Source organism: Aquiflexum gelatinilyticum, from assembly GCF_024741135.1.
In the GTDB taxonomy this organism is placed as follows: domain Bacteria; phylum Bacteroidota; class Bacteroidia; order Cytophagales; family Cyclobacteriaceae; genus Cognataquiflexum; species Cognataquiflexum gelatinilyticum.
On sequence record NZ_JANSUY010000012.1, the window covers coordinates 16,128 to 31,866 of the forward strand.

Sequence of the window (15,739 nt, forward strand, 5' to 3'; positions counted from 1 at the left end):
TTATTAACTTTTATCAAGGCATTAAAGCTGCCACTCCTGGCAATACCTTGCCTTCCATGTGTTCTAGCAAAGCACCTCCACCGGTAGACACATAAGATACTTTGTCACCAAAACCAAATTTGTTGACAGCCGCGGCCGAATCACCGCCACCGATCAAAGAAAATGCGCCGGCCTCTGTGGCGTCTGCGATAGCTTGGGCTACAGACACGGTTCCATTTAGGAAACTACTCATTTCAAAAACCCCCATTGGGCCGTTCCAGAGAATGGTTTTGGAGTTTTTGATGACATCTCCGAACAATTTCCTTGTTTCCGGTCCGATATCCAATCCCATCCAATTGTCAGGAATTTCTCCGGCTTTGGCCAGACCCTGTTCGGCATCATTGGCAAAAGCCTTAGAAGTAACCGTATCCAATGGAAGGATGATTTTCACTCCTTTTTGCTCTGCCTTTTTCATCAACTCCAACACATAGTCCAACTTGTCAGGCTCACAGAGAGAGTCTCCGATATTTCCACCCTTTGCTTTGGAAAAAGTATAGGACATTCCGCCGCCGATGATTAAGTTGTCGACTTTGTCCAATAACCTTTCGATGATCAAAATTTTATCAGAAATCTTTGCGCCGCCCATGATGGCTGTATAAGGTCGCTCAGGATTTTCAAGAACTTTGTCAGAATTGTCAAGTTCTGAAATCATCAGGTAACCGGCGGCTTTGGTATTGAAAAATTTGGCAATCACAGCCGTGGAAGCATGTGCACGGTGAGCGGTGCCAAAGGCATCATTCACATACACATCACCCAATTTTGAAAGCTTTTCTGCAAAAGCTTCATCTCCTTTTTCTTCTTCTTTGTAAAACCTGAGATTTTCAAGCAAAAGCACTTCCCCTGGTTTCAAGCCTGCAGCAAGGTTTTTGGCTTCCTCTCCGATACAGTCAGGAGCAAATTTCACCGATTGTCCCAATAATTTTTGGAGATTGCTGATGACATGTTTTAGGGAATATTTATCCACAGGACCATCTTTTGGCCTGCCAAGATGCGACATCAGGATCACTGAACCGCCGTCTTTCAATATTTTTTCGATCGTGGGAATGGCCGCACTGATTCGCGTATCGTCTGTTACATTTTGATGCTCATCCAAAGGGACATTAAAATCTACCCTGACAAGGGCTCTCTTACCCTTAAAATCAAGATTGTCCACACTTTTGATTCTGTTGTTCATGTTTATTGTTGTTTAAAAGGTTTTGAAGATTAAAGAAAGTGGGAAGTAGGAAGTTAGAAGTAAGAAGTTGGAAGTAATTTTGGTTTTTTGACCTTTCATCGAATGAAGAAAATAATTCTGACACTGAAAACTGATCCACTGACACAGGTTTTTTACTGAACACTGCCAACCGTAAACTGAATACTGTAAAACTGCCCACTGAAACCTGCCTACTGAACAGCCGCTCTCCGCAGTCTGTCGTTGATCGCCCTACCCAATCCTTCTTCAGGCAAAAGCTCTGATAAAATTACGGAAACATCCATGGTATCCAAAGCCCGCATGGCAGCAAATAGATTTTTTGCTGCTTCATTCAAATCCTTTGTTCGGCTCAATTGGATTTGTTTGGATTGATCTAGGGATGAAAATTTTTGATGGAAAGATAAAATCGCGAATGGAATTCCTTTTGTGGAATATTCCAAAACAAGATCTTCTAATTTACCAAGAATAAATGGTTTTGTGGGAGAATAATGGCTCTTGAGCATACCAGGTGACTTTGGATTGGAGCTCGAATGCGTCATTACTTTCACTTCGCCCACCACTTCACGGATGGCATTCAGGTCCAAACCTCCCAAACGGTAGACTGTCACTTCTCCTTCTTCCAATCCTACGATTGTACTTTCCAGTCCGACTTCACAGTCTCCTCCGTCAAGGATATAAGCTATTTTGTTCCCCAATTGGTCATTGACATGGCTTGCTTTGGTAGGACTGATGTAGCCAAAGGGATTGGCACTCGGCGCTGCCAAAGGAAAAGCCAGTTCTGACAATAGCTCGTTGGTCAAGGAATGACTCGGCACCCTTACTGCCACGGTATCCAACCCACTTGTCACCAAGTCAGGTACAATTTCTTTTTTTGGCAAAAGCAAAGTCAGAGGCCCCGGCCAAAATTTTGATGCCAACAGATCCAAAGGAAAAGGGATTTCATTGACAAAATCATGGACCCGTTCCATGGCCGAAGTATGCAAGATCAAAGGATCAAAATCCGGACGGTTTTTGGTTGCAAAAATCATGGCCACGGCGTCAGGATTGAGGGCATTGCCGGCCAATCCATAAACCGTTTCGGTTGGGATTCCGACCAATTGCCCTTGCTCGAGCAGGGTTTTTGCTTTTGATATATCCTTACCGATTGTGGCCATTATTCTTTACAAAAATCGTCTATCCAGGTTTTTGCCTCGGCATATCCTAGGCTTAAGGCAAGCTTGAGATTGGCACAACCGTCTTCTTTCTGACCGAAAGCACTCATCTGCGTCACACCCAAAAGGTAATAGGCCGCTCCGTTTTGCTTGTCAAGGTTTACAGTATTGATCAGTGAGTTGATGGCTGAGACAGGGTCATTGTTGCCCAGTTGGGCTTTTGCTTTGTTGAATTGTGCCAAGGCATTGTTTGGATCCGACTGAAGCGCCACATCAAAATCGAAGATGGCATCTTCATATTGTTCCAAAGCCAATAAGGCAAGCCCTCTGTTATAGTAAATGTCGTTTTGTTTTGGATCAAGTCCATTGGCAGTATTGTAATCCAACAGTGCTTCTTTGTAGGATTTTTTCTCCAAATAGGCATTGCCTCTGTTGAAGTACGGTTTGTAAGAAGTGGAATCCACATCAATTGAAGCTGAAAAAGAGGCTATGGCTTCATCAAATTTACTTTGTTGGAAAAGGGCAACACCTTTTGCATTCAGTGCGGTGGTATTTGCAGGATTCTTTTCGATGGTCCTGTCAAAGAACTCAATGGCTTTGTCATATTGCTCGGTTTCCATCATTTTGATTCCCTCATCTAAGAGCTCTTGCTCGGAAGGACTACAAGACCAAAACGAGATGATGGCCATCAGCCAAAGGAGATTTTTTTTCACGGTTTTTTAATTTTGGGCAAAGATAAAGAATTATGCCTCTTTGGAAGATTTCCCCATTAATTTTAAAGCATACTCCTCGGGAACAGGGACAGGGCGCATTGTGTGCATGTCCACAAAAACCATAGTGGTATAAGCTTGGGCAAAGATTTTATCCCCGCCGTCTTTTGATTTCCCCATCAATACCTGCTCCAATACAAATGAAGTATTCCCGATTCCGGTACATTTTACATAGACATCGGGCTTGTCCTCTGCATGGATGGGAGTCCGATAGTCAATATTAATATTGGCCACTACCGTACCTACTTTAAAAATATCCCATTCGCAGACCCTAAATAAAAATTCTGCCCGGGCATGCTCAAAATAATTGAAATAGATTCCGTTGTTGACGTGCATATAGCCATCGATATCCGAAAAGCGGACTTGGATTGGGACTGAAAAAGAAAAAGAGGACAGTACATCCTCAATTTTATATTTATTCATATCATTTAATTATTGATGTACTACATCAAAATTTCGGACTTAGAAGTTTTTTCCAACATCCTTAAAATAGATGGATTTAGCCCCACTATATCCTCCACGGCATCAAACTGTATCCAGGCAAGATCCTTACTTTCTTCTGAAATCTGCAACGGCTCGTTCATTTCGGCTTCAAACAAAAACCGCACATCATAATGAAAATGCTCAGGAACATCGCCTCTCTGCGGAATCGTGTGCCTGTCAATGTCAAAAATCCTTGAATCCACAATCCTCAAAGATGTCAACCCGCTTTCTTCCTGTGCTTCGGCCATGGCCACCTCGAGAAGGTTTTCATGCCCATCCGCATGGCCTCCTAGTTGGAGCCATTTGTTCAGTTTCCGGTGCAAAGTCAACAAAGTATGTGTCCTTCTCTTATTGACAATCCAAGCCGATCCGGTAAAATGTCCCTCCAGTCTTTCCCTGACATAGGCATTGTCATCAAAGGTCAGCTCGATGAAATCATCCACAAAAGAGGATTCATCTTCAAAGGGTGTTCTGTAATTTTCAAGGTTTTCTCTAAGTGATTTTCGGTCCATACTAAGGGTAGGTTTGAAATAAATCGTCGATAAACTGGTCAAAGGGCTTTGCGTTTTGATACAAATGGTCTGAATAGACCGTGACCAAAACTTTGAGGAAGCTGGGTTTATCGTTGATATTGACCTTTTCGATGCTCACATTGCCAAACATCTGGTCAATCTTTTGGGAAAAATCAGTGCTACTCAGGGGTGGCTTGAAATACTGTTTTTCAGTAGTCCTGACATTTTCCTGAATTTCTTCCATTTTTCTGTCCAGACTTACACGATGGTATCCCAAATCTAACATTCGTCTGCCAAAAGCAAAGAAAAGATGGGAAAAAGTTTTTTCGTCCAAAGGGCTTTCAAAAGAAACTGCAAATCCGTTGGCATATGGGGAATTGAGGATATGCACCTCAGGGGAACCCGTGATTCCTGACTTTTTGAAATGGTAATTTTTATTGATGAGCTTCAGCGTCGCCAGCCCCTCCTCTGATTCCATCCAATTCGCGACCATGTCCTTTTCCCCTTCAGATTGGGAAAAATTCTCTTTCACGTTCATGGGAGCTGATTTTTTTGGAAAAAGTTTTCCCAAAATATCATCAATAAATGAAGCCATCAGCTTTTGATTTTATAGGTACCATTTGATTCAGTCATGATCAGTCCTTCTTCTTCGAGCTCTCTCAAAATCCTGACCGTAAAGTCATCGTTTTTTAATCCTGGAATTTCATGAAGATTATGGAGTGAAAACAAGGTTCCTCCACTTAAAGTTTGAATAATCTTTTTCCTGAGCCTTTCTGCTTCGGTCTCATGGTGTTTTCGGTTTTCCAGACACACATCACAGATCCCGCAAAAATCATCGCTTTCTTCCCCAAAATAAGAGGAGATCTGATTTGCCCGGCAAAGCGAAGCGTTCTTGATATAGCCTAACATCGATTTGGCTTTGGAAATGGCGTTTTGCCTCCTTTCCTCAATTCTCTTTGCATTCAAGGGAAGCTTTCCGGCATCAAACCTCGCTGTCAGAAAAGTGATTTGGGGTTTGTCTTTTCTGGGATGGTAAGCCAAAATCCCAACCTGATCCAGGTATTCGAGTTGTTTGATCAGGTCAGACTCTTCCATCTTAGCGTTTTTGGCCACTTTAGATTCTTGGATTTTGAGGTATTCGACAAAAAGCTCCCCGCCATAGGTCCGCATCAAGACTTTGATCAAAGGGTCCAATTTGGCATTGGCGATCTGAAATTCGTAGAGTTTGCTTTGGTCCACCAAAAAATGAATAGTCGAAGGTGAATAAAATCCTTCATTCAGCTCCAAAAACCCTTCTTCTTGAAGAACTTTCAAAGCATTATACGTGGTCAGCAAATCAAGCCCATAAGTCGACGTAAAGGAAGACATGTCAAAATCATAACTGACCATAAATCCGCTTCCCACCGCAATCCTGTATTGGTTTGCCAGACTTTGGTATACCTTCTTCAAGAAATCAATCGGAGGATAAGCCATTGCCGCACGCTCCTCCAAGACCATCATGTCCTGCTCATTGGTGAGCAAAACCCCATAAGCTTTGTGTTCATCCCGCCCTGCACGACCTGCTTCCTGATAGTAGTTTTCCAGGTTTTCGGGCAGGTCCATATGGATTACTACCCTGACATCAGGTTTGTCTATACCCATCCCAAAGGCATTGGTGGCGACAATGACCCGGATTTGGTTTTTCTTCCATTCATTTTGCCGCTTGTCTCTCGTCTCATTGTCTAGGCCGGCATGGTAAAAACTCGCCGAAATCCCCATCTGATTGAGCACATTGGCGATATCCTTGGTGCCTTTCCGGTTTCTGACATAGATAATGGCCGAGCCGGGGATTTTATTCAAAATCTCAATGGCTTTTTCCAGTTTGTTTTCTACTAATCTGACCGAATAGCTGAGGTTTTTTCTGGAAAAAGAACGGACAAATACCGATGGTTTTTTGAGCTCCAACTTCTCAATGACGTCTGCCTTTACTTTCAAAGTAGCGGAAGCAGTCAGGGCAAGACATGGAACATTCGGGTGGAATTCACGGATCAGCGCAATCTCCAAATAAGGCGGTCTGAAATCATATCCCCATTGTGAGATGCAATGCGCCTCATCAACAGCGATCAGATTGACTTTCATTTTTTTGAAGCGCTCAATAAAAATCTCGGTTTTGAGCCGCTCTGGGGAAACGTAAAGGAACTTGTAATTACCGTAAATGCAGTTGTCCAATACGGTATCGATCTCTCTTTTTCCCATCCCTGAATAAATCGCTGCAGCCAAAACCCCCTTTTTCCGAAGGTTGTCCACCTGATCTTTCATCAAAGCAATCAGCGGGCTTACCACCACACAGATTCCGTCCATCGTCAGAGCCGGAACCTGGAAACAAATGGATTTCCCCCCCCCGGTGGGCAAAAGGGCAAGCGTATCCTTTCCTTCCAAAACAGAAAGCACGATCTCCAACTGAACAGGACGGAAGTCACTGTATCCAAAAACCGTACTGAGAATATGGAAAGCCTTTTCTCTCAATTTACCATTTGATTTGCTCTTTATTCAAAAATGCGGTGACGCCTTTTTTACAATCATCTGTTCCTCTAGCCTTGGCATTCATCGAAGCTCCATATTCCAAAGCCTCTTCCAAAGTCCTTTCCTGCACCCTTCCGATCATTTCTTTGGTAAGCGACATGGCTTCACCCGAGTTTTGTTCAATCAGTTTTTGCGCAAAAGCATAAACCTTTTCCTCTAACTCGGCGGCTTCGACCACCCTGTTGATCAGTCCAATGGATTGGGCATAGGTAGCAGAAATCAGGTCTCCTTCCAGAAGCAGCTGCTTGGCTTTGCCTTCACCGAGTTTCCGAAGGAGAAAAACCATAACAATCGCGGGAATAAATCCGATTTTGACTTCAGTATAACCAAATTTTGCTTCGGAAACGGCAAATGAAAAATCACAGATACTTGCCAATCCACATCCCCCGGCCAAAGCATGTCCCTGAATCTGTGCGATGATAACTTTCGGAAAAGTATAAATTTTGTGAAAAAGGTCTTTAAGACCACGGCTGTCCATCAGATTTTCCTCGAAAGAATTGAACTGAAGTGCATGCAATGCTGCAAGGTCAGCGCCTGAACAAAAAACTTTCCCTTCCGCTTTTATAACAATTACTTTGACTGCGTCATCCCTTTCAAAATCCGTCAGTGCAGCATCAAGATAAGCGATCATTTCGCCGTTTAAAGCATTTCTTTTTTCGGGTCTGTTGAGGATGATGTAACCTATCCTGTCTTTGATCTGCGTTATTATCGGTTGGTCCATGGCGACGGAAAATTCTTAAAGCTTGTGAAAATCGATAATTGAAAGATAGCCGACTGCTTCTGCTCTTCCAAGATTAGGGTGAGTTTAATATTATTTTGTACGAATGTGAATCCATCAAAATAGAATCTGATTTGGTAACAGATGTCCATTTGTTTTCCTCCCATCTAAAAATTGAAAAATCAATGCCCCCACCGGCAAAGTGAATAGTGTTCTTTTGAATTACAAGATTTTGACTCTGTCCGGGAATCGGGATTTCAAGCCCGTTTTCGGTTTCAAAAGCAACCATTGGAAATCGGGATTTAGCCGTGGATGCATTTCGGTTTGGCAATACCTTGAAGCTGATATCCTGCTCTGAAGCTTGGTCATACCAAAAAAGAGTTTCACCGAAATGGTAATCTAAGGCCATTCCTTTTCCGGCAGCATATAAAGTGATTTCATTTTTCTCTTTTGGAATAAAAGCAAAAACCAACCGCGAAATCCCAACCAATCCTAACATTACCAATATAGTATAGGCCATTTTTCTGCCGGGATAGAGCCAAAGTAAAATGAATAATGAAAGCATCAGCCAATACACCCAAATGAAATTTAAAGAAAAATAAATATCTGAAATCCTTGAACCGGGCAATTCCTGAAACCAAAAAATCAGTGTATTGACCACAATAATCGTTTTTTCGGTCACCCAAGCCAAGACCAGAGAAATATAAGGAACCTTGATCAGAACCATAAGGGGAACTCCCAAAGCCATCATCAAAAATGCCCCGGGAATGGCCACCAAGTTGGCGATTGCAAAATATGTAGGGAAGACGTGAAAGTAGTAAGCTGAGATTGGAAAAGTGGCCAGTTGTGCTGCAAAACTGACTGTTGTAATTTGCCAGATATAGTCGACAATCCTGTTTGTGGGACTCCAAAGACGAACCAATAGAGGCTGAATTACCAAAATTCCGATCAGTGCCAGGTAGGAAAGCTGAAACCCCACAGCATAGATCAGAAAAGGGTCATAAACTAATAAAACCACCGCTGACAAGGCAATGGCATTGAAAATGGAAGGATTTCGGGATTTCATTTGCGCCAAAGCCATCAGAGAAAACATCGTCGCTGCCCGCATAACAGAAGGCGACATTCCCGTCAACAAAGCATATCCCCAAATCAATAAAATAATTATGCTGAGATAAATGATCCTTTTTTTGACTTTGAGCCGATAGGGTTTTATAAACAAAAAGAAAAACCCATACACAATCCCGACATGCAATCCAGAAACTGCCAGAATATGCATGGCTCCCGCAGTGACATAGGCATCTGAAATATCCCGATCCATATCTTTCTTTTGTCCCAACAAAATCGCCTTCGCGACCTGATTTGCCTGCCTGTTATGTATGAGACTGTCCATTCCTGAGAGGATTTCGGACCTGATGTTGATAAAAAAAGTCTCGATTGGGTTTTCAGTCAGTTTTCCAATTTTTTCAAATTTTTCGCCTATAAAGTGCTGGTGAGAGACCTGTTGGTTTTGCATGAATTTGCGGTAATCAAATTCAAAAGGATTGGTGGGTCCTTGGATGTTTTGCGGACTGCCCGAAATCAGTAACAAATCTCCGGAAGAAAGTCCCTGAGCTGAGCGGTGGTAAATCAAAACCTCTCCCTGTTTTTCTTCCCAAACTTTCCCGTCAAATACTTTTTTTACATTGATCCTGTTTGCTATCGAATTGGGCTTTGGTTCGTCATAGCTTATTACCGTACCCATATAAGCCTTGATTTCCTTGTTGGAATTCAGAAGATGGTTTGGGTGATTTTTGATGTCTTTTTGATAAGTGAAAAAAAAACCGGCGGCGGCCAATTGAAGGTAAGCCAAAAGTGGAAGGATGATTTGGAATTTATACCTTCTGCGATCGTCATTGGCAAAAACCAAAAAAAGGTAAATCAAACCAGAAGCGGCTGCAACTCCAATTATAACCCAAATCCCGATTTTGCTTAAAACGGGATATAAAACTATCCCGAGGATAAAGAATAGAGCATATCGCAAAAAAGGAAACTCCGAAAAACGCATGGGAAAATTGTTTCTCGGAATTTAAAAACAAAAAAAGAAAAAGGAGTCATCCCTGACTCCTTTAACCCTAATTTAAACGTTTAATATTTTTTAGAAACGGTAACCGACGTTGAAACCGGCATTCAATTCTACAGCCGAAAACCTATTTTGTACTTCTTGGGAAAATTGCCTGTTGACAGATCCAAATGGTCCAAAAGCAAAATTATTGAAATTCCATCTATAGCCCGCGGTAAGTCCTATTGCTCCACTGTTCATGCTTGTGACTGTAGTTGTATTGCTTACGGTTTCAACAAATTCCCCAAACCTGTATTTCAAAAAAGGAGAGATATAGATTTTACCGTTGCCATCTCCTGCAAAGTAAAAATTGTAGGAAGCTAAAATTGAAGTGGTAGAAAAGTCCCTTGAATCATTTTGGCTTCTATAGCTGAAGCGGTCATTTAAATGCAACTCAAGACCAAGAGATTGATCAGGTTTGAAGAAACTTTCATACCCGATTTCAACAGATCCCAAGATAATGGTATTCAAAAAGTTGAGCCTGATTTCACCTTTAGGATCTTCAAGCGATTGGGCATATGAACCAAAGGTAATTAAGGTAATGCAGGCAAGGGTAAACAATGATTTTTTCATATCACTAAAGTTGGTTTATGGTAAATCAATCCTTCCGGATTTCACAAATATAATTCCATTTTAAAATGTTTGATATTGCACTCTTCGAACATGTCTCCAACTTGCCGGAAACCAAATTTGGCATAGAGTGGCATCGCATCCAATTGGGCATGTAGGTAAAGCTTCTTTCCCTTGGCATCGGGGTTAAGTTTGATGTCCTCTACCACTGCATTGACCAATGCATACCCGACGCCCTTTCCCCGCTTGGATTTCAATACAGCGAATCTTTCCAGTTTAACACCCTTGTCAGTAAATCTCCACCTCGCAGTGCCGGCAGGTTCTCCATCAGATTTTGCCAAAAAGTGAAGAGAAATATCCTCAAACTCATCATATTCCTCTGAAGGATCTACTTCCTGTTCGATGACAAATACTTCCTCTCTGATGCCAAAAACCGTATCAAGCTGTTCCTTGGTCTGTACTTTTTCTACGGAGATAGGCTTCTCTTCTTTCATCTCTTTGGGATTCATCTTTTTCGTATGCTTCTATGATCGATTTGACTAATTTATGACGGATGACATCTTTGCCGCTTAAGCTCACCACCCCGATTCCTTTGACATCCTTCAGGATATGTAGGGCTTCAGTCAACCCTGATTTCTTTTTAGATGGAAGATCGACTTGGCTTTGATCACCGGTAATGATGACTTTGGAATTGGGGCCCATCCTGGTCAGGAACATTTTGATCTGCTCGCTGGTTGTATTCTGTGCTTCATCTAACAGAACAAAAGCATCGTGCAAAGTTCTTCCCCTCATATATGCAAGTGGGGCGATTTCAATCACCCTGGTTTCTTGGTAATATTTGAGTTTCTCTGCCGGCACCATGTCTGCCAATGCATCATAAATGGGCCTTAGGTATGGATCCAACTTTTCCTGCAAATCCCCCGGAAGAAAGCCGAGGTTTTCTCCTGCTTCCACAGCTGGACGGGTGATAATGATTCTTTTGACTTCCCTGTTTTTCAATGCCCTGACTGCAAGTGCAACAGCAATGTAAGTTTTGCCTGTACCGGCAGGTCCTAATGCAAAAACCAAATCATTTTTAAATGCAGACTCAACGAGTTTGCGTTGATTTGGGGATTTTGGTTTGACTACTAGGCCTTTGTTGCCATATAGGATAACATCGTTATTCTCATTTTCGGTAAAAGGCTGTCCTTCCAACGCAATATATTCCTTGACATTGTCGGGAGTCACATGACCGAATCTGTGAAAGTGCTGCAAGAGCATATTGATCACATCATTGATTCTGAGGATTTCGGGTGCACGTCCCTGAATCCGAATTTCATTGCCTCGGGATACTATCTTGCTTTCGGGAAAAGCATCGGCAATCCGGCGGATATTTTCGTTTTCTGAGCCTAAAAAATCCAGCAAAGGGATGTTTTCCAGTGTGATTATTTTTTCTACCAATCTAATTTCCTTGAATTGTGAAGTCTATTGAAGGTATAAGGATAAAATCCCTAATTTTGTTCCAACCCCTACAAAAGTACAAAATTTTAACAGACTTGCTTCCATGGCATTGATAACATTCACCTCAGATTTTGGAGACGCCGACTACTATGTACCGGCGGTGAAGGCCAAAATGTTATCCATCAATCCCCAATTGAACATTGTCGACATCACTCATAAAATCGATATCTATGATATCGCCCATGCGGCTTTTGTCCTTAAAGCGATCTACAAAGATTTCCCAAAAGGAACGGTCCACCTTGTTGCCATGAACAGCACAAGTGCCAGCACAGAAGGCTATATTGGTATTAAGTTGGAAGAACATATTTTCCTTGGACCAAACAACGGCGTACTCAGTTTGCTTTCCGATTATGACCCAGGGATTTGTGTTCTTTTTTCTGAAATGCATATTAAAGAAAGTACCTTTCCGGTAAAGGATATCCTTGCCCCTATTGCCGCCAAAGTGGCCTCAGGTGCTGCGATTCATGATTTTGGTGGACCTTTGATGCAGATCAAAAAGATGATTCCCAGACAATTCAAAGCCACCAAAAAACAGATAATCGGACATGTCATCAGGGTTGACAATTATGGAAACCTGATCACCAACATCCCTAAGGAGGTTTTTGAGAAACTCAATCCGGGCAAATACAATGTGGAGTTTGGACGGGAAAAAATCAGCAGGCTCAACAAAACCTATGACAATGTCGAAGCAGGAGACTGCTTTGCATTTTTCAACAGCATAGACATGCTGGAAATCGGGATCAACCATGGGCATGGGGCTGACTTGTTGGGATTGAGGCATGACAGTCCGGTATTTATCAATTTTGAAACCGAATGATATGCTGATCCGGATAGTGAGGATGACTTTTAGAGAGGAAGCGGTGGAAGCGTTTTTGGAAAATTTTGAAGGAAACAAGGAAAAAATCAGAAATTTTTCAGGCTGCAGCCATTTGGAATTGTGGAAGGATGAAAACAGCAAAAATATTTTTATGACTTTCAGCCATTGGGAAAGCGAGGAAGCTTTGAATCAATACCGTGATTCCGAGCTATTTAAAACTGTGTGGTCGTTTACCAAAACCCTTTTTGCAGAAAAACCTGTTGCTTTCAGTTCCAAAAAAATCCAAGAACTGCCCTGAAAGGTCTTGCAGGAAAAAAAATCTTTACTCATATTTGCATCCCGTTCAGAAAGGGACGGGCAATGATTGAAATGCCCAGATGGCGGAATTGGTAGACGCGTTGGTCTCAAACACCAATGAGGTTACACTCGTGCCGGTTCGACTCCGGCTCTGGGTACAGAGAAGCTCGCAGAAATGCGGGCTTTTTTTGTTTCGTTGTTTTTTGGGAATTGAAATGTTTTCGGGAATTCAATTCAAACCTGCGATTTTATTTTGGGTAGAAAACGAATCTCTTTTTATTTTACAGTGCAGGTACCATTACTGAACCTGTAAAATCTTCCAGTATTTCTGCTTAAATTATTTCAACCTATTTCGCAAAACGTATTTCTATCTTATTTCCTTGACCCTTTTCCCAAACTCCTCCAATCCCTCATCCCCAAAATCCAAGTGGGTCACAAACCTGATCTGATCCTTGCCAAAGCGTACTGCTTTAATACTAACAACATCTAGCTTTTGGAGCATTTCGGCAGGGGTGATATCTTTTAATCTGGCGATTACAATATTGGTGACAACGGGAAAAACTTCAGATACTAAAGGATGTTGCTCCAGGATATGCCCTAATTTCTTTGCCCTGTCATGGTCCTCTGCCAGTCTTTTGACTTGGTGATCTAGCGCATAAATTCCCGCAGCGGCCAAAAAACCTGCCTGCCTCATCCCGCCACCAAAAGATTTTCTGACTTTTCTTGCATGCTTGATATCTGATTTGGTTCCCAAAAGGACAGAGCCTACCGGACAACCCAAACCTTTACTCAGACAAACCGAAATGGTATCGAACATCGCTCCCCAAGCTTTGGGACTTTCACCTGTGACTTCTAGTGCATTGAAAATCCTGGCTCCATCAAGGTGAAGTTTCAAACCATGCTGATCACATAGGGCTTTAATGGGTTTGATTTCCTCTAAAGTATAAATACTGCCGCCACCCTTATTCATGGTGTTTTCAAGAGAAACCAAGGTAGTTTCGGGCGCATGAATATCATCAGGATTGATGGCATCGGCGATGTCGGAGGGACTGATTTTTCCATATTCCCCGTCCAAAAGTTTTACCGAAGCATGCGAATTGGACATAATTCCTCCTCCTTCATAAAGGTAGATATGGGAATATTTATGACAGATCAGTTCGGTTTGTGGCCGGGTATGAAGACGGATGGCAATCTGATTGGTCATGGTACCCGAAGGACAAAAAATCCCTGCTTCCATACCAAACATGTCCGCCATCTTCTGCTCCAGGGCATTGACAGTCGGATCTTCTCCAAATACATCATCTCCAACTTGAGCTGACCACATGGCTTCCAACATGCCTTGGGTAGGCTTGGTGAGGGTATCTGAACGTAAGTCTATAATCATTTGGATGAATGGTTTAAAAGAAATATGCTTCGCGAAATAAATGGAAATATGCCTTCGGCGAAATAATTTTACAACATCTAGCCTTATTTCTTTTTATATCAACTTTATTTCAATTGTATTTCAATTGTATTTCAATTGTATTTCTATTTTATTTCTATTTTATTTCAAAATATTTGTTTTTCGAACTTTCCTTAGGAATAAGGGCTTTGATCGCCTCAGCAGCCTCAATCGGCCGGTCGGTAGCAAGGATATCTGCTCCCTTCCTTACAAAATCAACATATATCTGGTCACCATTTGCCATCGCACTTTTATCCAAATTTCCGAGTACTCCTAAAATGGTAAACACGCCCATTTCATGAAGCTTGGAATTGAACTCGGAAGGTCTTTCTGAAGTGCCTGTAAATGCAATCCACTGCTCTATTGGAATGCCGGAATCTTCAAATCTTTTCAGTTCCTCCTCATTCCTGATAGTTACTGAAAGCATCAGGTCAGGGTGAAGGCTATGAACTTTTTTGGCTGCGTCTACACTATAGGTGATGACTGCAGCATAGGCCTCGGCTTTGTGTTTTTTGATTGCATCCACTACCATTTCAAATGGAACTTCACGCTTGATGTCCACTGTAAACAACACCTTTCCTTTTCCCCATATCAAAGCCTCTTCCAAAGTCGGCACTTGATAACCTGTCTCTTTTCCATCATTATCCACCAATCTGAGTTTTCTAATTTCATCAAAAGTTTGGTCAATGACTTTTCCTGAACCATTGGTTGTCCTATCCAAAGTATTGTCGTGCATAAGTACCAAGACGGAGTCTTTGGAAAGCGCCACGTCAAATTCAATAATCGAAGGAGTTTGCTCAATAACATTTTGAAATGTCTCGATGGCATTTTCAGGAAAACCAGGGTATGGTCCGCCCCGGTGCGCACTGACCAACGGTATCCGATCCGAAGTCCAGGTATAAAAACTTTTGGCTTCCTCTACTGATTTTAATGAAATATAGTATTCCGCAGGTTTTGAAGAGTGTACTACTTTTCCTGTTTTGGAAGAATTACAGGAAAAAAGGATTATTGCCAGAAGTGAAACCCTAAACACGCTTTTTAATTTACTCATCGTTTTTTTCTTTTTTGAACCAAAAATCCAAACCGCTTTTCCGTTTTTCAAATATATTTTCCATGTCCTGCAATTCGAGTTTTAGGGCTTGGTTAGAAATAAAAATCTCCACCAAAGAAATGCCCAATGAAATCAGCAATGTCAGCATACTGGCAATAAACACATAATCTGCAGCAGGCTGAATCTCCATAAATATGAGGTACATACATACCACGCAAAGGAAAAAACTCAAAACCCCACACAGCTGCATGTATTTGATCATGCTGAGACGGCGTTTAAGGTTGTGAATCTGGTCAATGATAATTTCATGATCGGGGTTTTCCAAAAATTTTTTATGAAGTCCCCGAATCAGACTCGCAACGGCCAAAAACCTGTTGGTAAAAGCAAGCATCATCAAGGTAATGGCTGAAAATAATAAAGCCGGTGTTGAAATCTGAAGTTCCATAGGTTGTGGTTTTGGTTGGTAAGTTGGGGAATAAACAAGAAAAATAAAACCCGACATCGCTGCCGGGTTCTATTTACCAATAACTTAATACTC

Annotated in this window: 17 protein-coding genes and 1 tRNA gene; 3 read left to right on the forward strand and 15 right to left on the reverse strand. The window is 41.9% G+C overall.

The features are described 5' to 3' along the window. Positions 1-13: 13 nt before the first annotated feature. The 12 genes from NU887_RS13435 to NU887_RS13490 form a co-directional block, all read right to left on the reverse strand. Positions 14-1,213 carry a phosphoglycerate kinase gene (locus NU887_RS13435; RefSeq protein ID WP_258423899.1) on the reverse strand — a complete coding sequence of 400 codons (1,200 nt, stop codon included), beginning with the start codon at positions 1,211-1,213 and terminating at the stop codon, positions 14-16. Positions 1,214-1,422: 209 nt separating this feature from the next. Continuing rightward, the gene (locus NU887_RS13440) at positions 1,423-2,385 is read right to left on the reverse strand and encodes an L-threonylcarbamoyladenylate synthase (RefSeq protein WP_258423900.1); all 963 of its coding nucleotides are present in this window, start codon (positions 2,383-2,385) and stop codon (positions 1,423-1,425) included. Next, on the reverse strand, positions 2,385-3,071 hold the full coding sequence (locus NU887_RS13445; RefSeq protein ID WP_275982399.1) for a tetratricopeptide repeat protein: 687 nt from the start codon (positions 3,069-3,071) through the stop codon (positions 2,385-2,387). The genes NU887_RS13440 and NU887_RS13445 overlap by 1 nt, the downstream gene beginning before the upstream one ends. 54 nt (positions 3,072-3,125) lie before the next feature. Continuing rightward, positions 3,126-3,575 carry an acyl-CoA thioesterase gene (locus tag NU887_RS13450; RefSeq protein WP_258423902.1) on the reverse strand — a complete coding sequence of 150 codons (450 nt, stop codon included), beginning with the start codon at positions 3,573-3,575 and terminating at the stop codon, positions 3,126-3,128. Positions 3,576-3,595: 20 nt separating this feature from the next. Further along, positions 3,596-4,147, reverse strand: a complete 552-nt coding sequence (locus NU887_RS13455) for an NUDIX hydrolase (protein WP_258423903.1) — start codon at positions 4,145-4,147, stop codon at positions 3,596-3,598. A 1-nt stretch (position 4,148) separates the two neighbouring features. Next, entirely contained in the window at positions 4,149-4,742 is a 594-nt protein-coding gene (locus NU887_RS13460) for a hypothetical protein (RefSeq protein ID WP_258423904.1), read from the reverse strand. After that, positions 4,742-6,652: a RecQ family ATP-dependent DNA helicase gene (locus NU887_RS13465; protein ID WP_258423905.1), complete on the reverse strand. Its 1,911-nt coding sequence runs from the start codon at positions 6,650-6,652 to the stop codon at positions 4,742-4,744. The genes NU887_RS13460 and NU887_RS13465 overlap by 1 nt, the downstream gene beginning before the upstream one ends. A 1-nt stretch (position 6,653) precedes the next feature. Further along, positions 6,654-7,430: an enoyl-CoA hydratase/isomerase family protein gene (locus tag NU887_RS13470; RefSeq protein ID WP_258423906.1), complete on the reverse strand. Its 777-nt coding sequence runs from the start codon at positions 7,428-7,430 to the stop codon at positions 6,654-6,656. Between the two features lie 73 nt (positions 7,431-7,503). Beyond that, the gene (locus tag NU887_RS13475) at positions 7,504-9,471 is read right to left on the reverse strand and encodes a ComEC/Rec2 family competence protein (protein WP_258423907.1); all 1,968 of its coding nucleotides are present in this window, start codon (positions 9,469-9,471) and stop codon (positions 7,504-7,506) included. Positions 9,472-9,561: 90 nt separating this feature from the next. Then, complete coding sequence (locus NU887_RS13480) at positions 9,562-10,098, reverse strand: DUF3575 domain-containing protein (RefSeq protein ID WP_258423908.1); 537 nt, start codon at positions 10,096-10,098, stop codon at positions 9,562-9,564. Between the two features lie 41 nt (positions 10,099-10,139). Beyond that, on the reverse strand, positions 10,140-10,589 hold the full coding sequence (locus NU887_RS13485; RefSeq protein WP_258423909.1) for a GNAT family N-acetyltransferase: 450 nt from the start codon (positions 10,587-10,589) through the stop codon (positions 10,140-10,142). Beyond that, a complete protein-coding gene (locus NU887_RS13490) occupies positions 10,534-11,535 on the reverse strand; it encodes a PhoH family protein (RefSeq protein WP_258423910.1) in 1,002 nt (333 codons plus the stop codon). The genes NU887_RS13485 and NU887_RS13490 overlap by 56 nt, the downstream gene beginning before the upstream one ends. 103 nt (positions 11,536-11,638) lie before the next feature. Here NU887_RS13490 and NU887_RS13495 point away from each other — a divergent pair, with 103 nt between their 5' ends. The 3 genes from NU887_RS13495 to NU887_RS13505 all read left to right on the forward strand — a co-directional run bounded on the left by NU887_RS13495 (position 11,639) and on the right by NU887_RS13505 (position 12,867). Then, positions 11,639-12,412 (forward strand): SAM hydrolase/SAM-dependent halogenase family protein, encoded by a 774-nt coding sequence (locus NU887_RS13495; RefSeq protein WP_258423911.1) that lies wholly within the window; start codon positions 11,639-11,641, stop codon positions 12,410-12,412. Position 12,413: 1 nt separating this feature from the next. Then, positions 12,414-12,710 carry a putative quinol monooxygenase gene (locus NU887_RS13500; RefSeq protein WP_258423912.1) on the forward strand — a complete coding sequence of 99 codons (297 nt, stop codon included), beginning with the start codon at positions 12,414-12,416 and terminating at the stop codon, positions 12,708-12,710. Positions 12,711-12,783: 73 nt separating this feature from the next. Continuing rightward, positions 12,784-12,867 (forward strand) — tRNA-Leu (locus tag NU887_RS13505). 209 nt (positions 12,868-13,076) lie between these two features. On the opposite strand, the gene NU887_RS13510 is transcribed toward NU887_RS13505, so the two are convergent. The 3 genes from NU887_RS13510 to NU887_RS13520 form a co-directional block, all read right to left on the reverse strand. Next, a complete protein-coding gene (locus NU887_RS13510) occupies positions 13,077-14,093 on the reverse strand; it encodes a threonine aldolase family protein (RefSeq protein ID WP_258423913.1) in 1,017 nt (338 codons plus the stop codon). A gap of 154 nt (positions 14,094-14,247) precedes the next feature. Then, on the reverse strand, positions 14,248-15,201 hold the full coding sequence (locus NU887_RS13515; protein ID WP_258423914.1) for a glycerophosphodiester phosphodiesterase family protein: 954 nt from the start codon (positions 15,199-15,201) through the stop codon (positions 14,248-14,250). Further along, positions 15,194-15,646: a DUF2721 domain-containing protein gene (locus tag NU887_RS13520; RefSeq protein WP_258423915.1), complete on the reverse strand. Its 453-nt coding sequence runs from the start codon at positions 15,644-15,646 to the stop codon at positions 15,194-15,196. The genes NU887_RS13515 and NU887_RS13520 overlap by 8 nt, the downstream gene beginning before the upstream one ends. Positions 15,647-15,739 lie beyond the last annotated feature (93 nt).

Excerpts from the sequence above, each read along its gene's own strand:
- NU887_RS13440 (WP_258423900.1), bottom strand. The coding sequence starts at position 2,385 with ATGGCCACAATCGGTAAGGATATATCAAAAGCAAAAACCCTGCTCGAG.
- NU887_RS13435 (WP_258423899.1), bottom strand. The coding sequence starts at position 1,213 with ATGAACAACAGAATCAAAAGTGTGGACAATCTTGATTTTAAGGGTAAG.
- NU887_RS13500 (WP_258423912.1), top strand. The coding sequence starts at position 12,414 with ATGCTGATCCGGATAGTGAGGATGACTTTTAGAGAGGAAGCGGTGGAA.
- NU887_RS13455 (WP_258423903.1), bottom strand. The coding sequence starts at position 4,147 with ATGGACCGAAAATCACTTAGAGAAAACCTTGAAAATTACAGAACACCC.
- NU887_RS13460 (WP_258423904.1), bottom strand. The coding sequence starts at position 4,742 with ATGGCTTCATTTATTGATGATATTTTGGGAAAACTTTTTCCAAAAAAA.
- NU887_RS13495 (WP_258423911.1), top strand. The coding sequence starts at position 11,639 with ATGGCATTGATAACATTCACCTCAGATTTTGGAGACGCCGACTACTAT.
- NU887_RS13520 (WP_258423915.1), bottom strand. The coding sequence starts at position 15,646 with ATGGAACTTCAGATTTCAACACCGGCTTTATTATTTTCAGCCATTACC.
- NU887_RS13515 (WP_258423914.1), bottom strand. The coding sequence starts at position 15,201 with ATGAGTAAATTAAAAAGCGTGTTTAGGGTTTCACTTCTGGCAATAATC.
- NU887_RS13450 (WP_258423902.1), bottom strand. The coding sequence starts at position 3,575 with ATGAATAAATATAAAATTGAGGATGTACTGTCCTCTTTTTCTTTTTCA.
- NU887_RS13445 (WP_275982399.1), bottom strand. The coding sequence starts at position 3,071 with ATGGCCATCATCTCGTTTTGGTCTTGTAGTCCTTCCGAGCAAGAGCTC.
- NU887_RS13475 (WP_258423907.1), bottom strand. The coding sequence starts at position 9,471 with ATGCGTTTTTCGGAGTTTCCTTTTTTGCGATATGCTCTATTCTTTATC.
- NU887_RS13485 (WP_258423909.1), bottom strand. The coding sequence starts at position 10,589 with ATGAAAGAAGAGAAGCCTATCTCCGTAGAAAAAGTACAGACCAAGGAA.
- NU887_RS13480 (WP_258423908.1), bottom strand. The coding sequence starts at position 10,098 with ATGAAAAAATCATTGTTTACCCTTGCCTGCATTACCTTAATTACCTTT.
- NU887_RS13470 (WP_258423906.1), bottom strand. The coding sequence starts at position 7,430 with ATGGACCAACCGATAATAACGCAGATCAAAGACAGGATAGGTTACATC.
- NU887_RS13510 (WP_258423913.1), bottom strand. The coding sequence starts at position 14,093 with ATGATTATAGACTTACGTTCAGATACCCTCACCAAGCCTACCCAAGGC.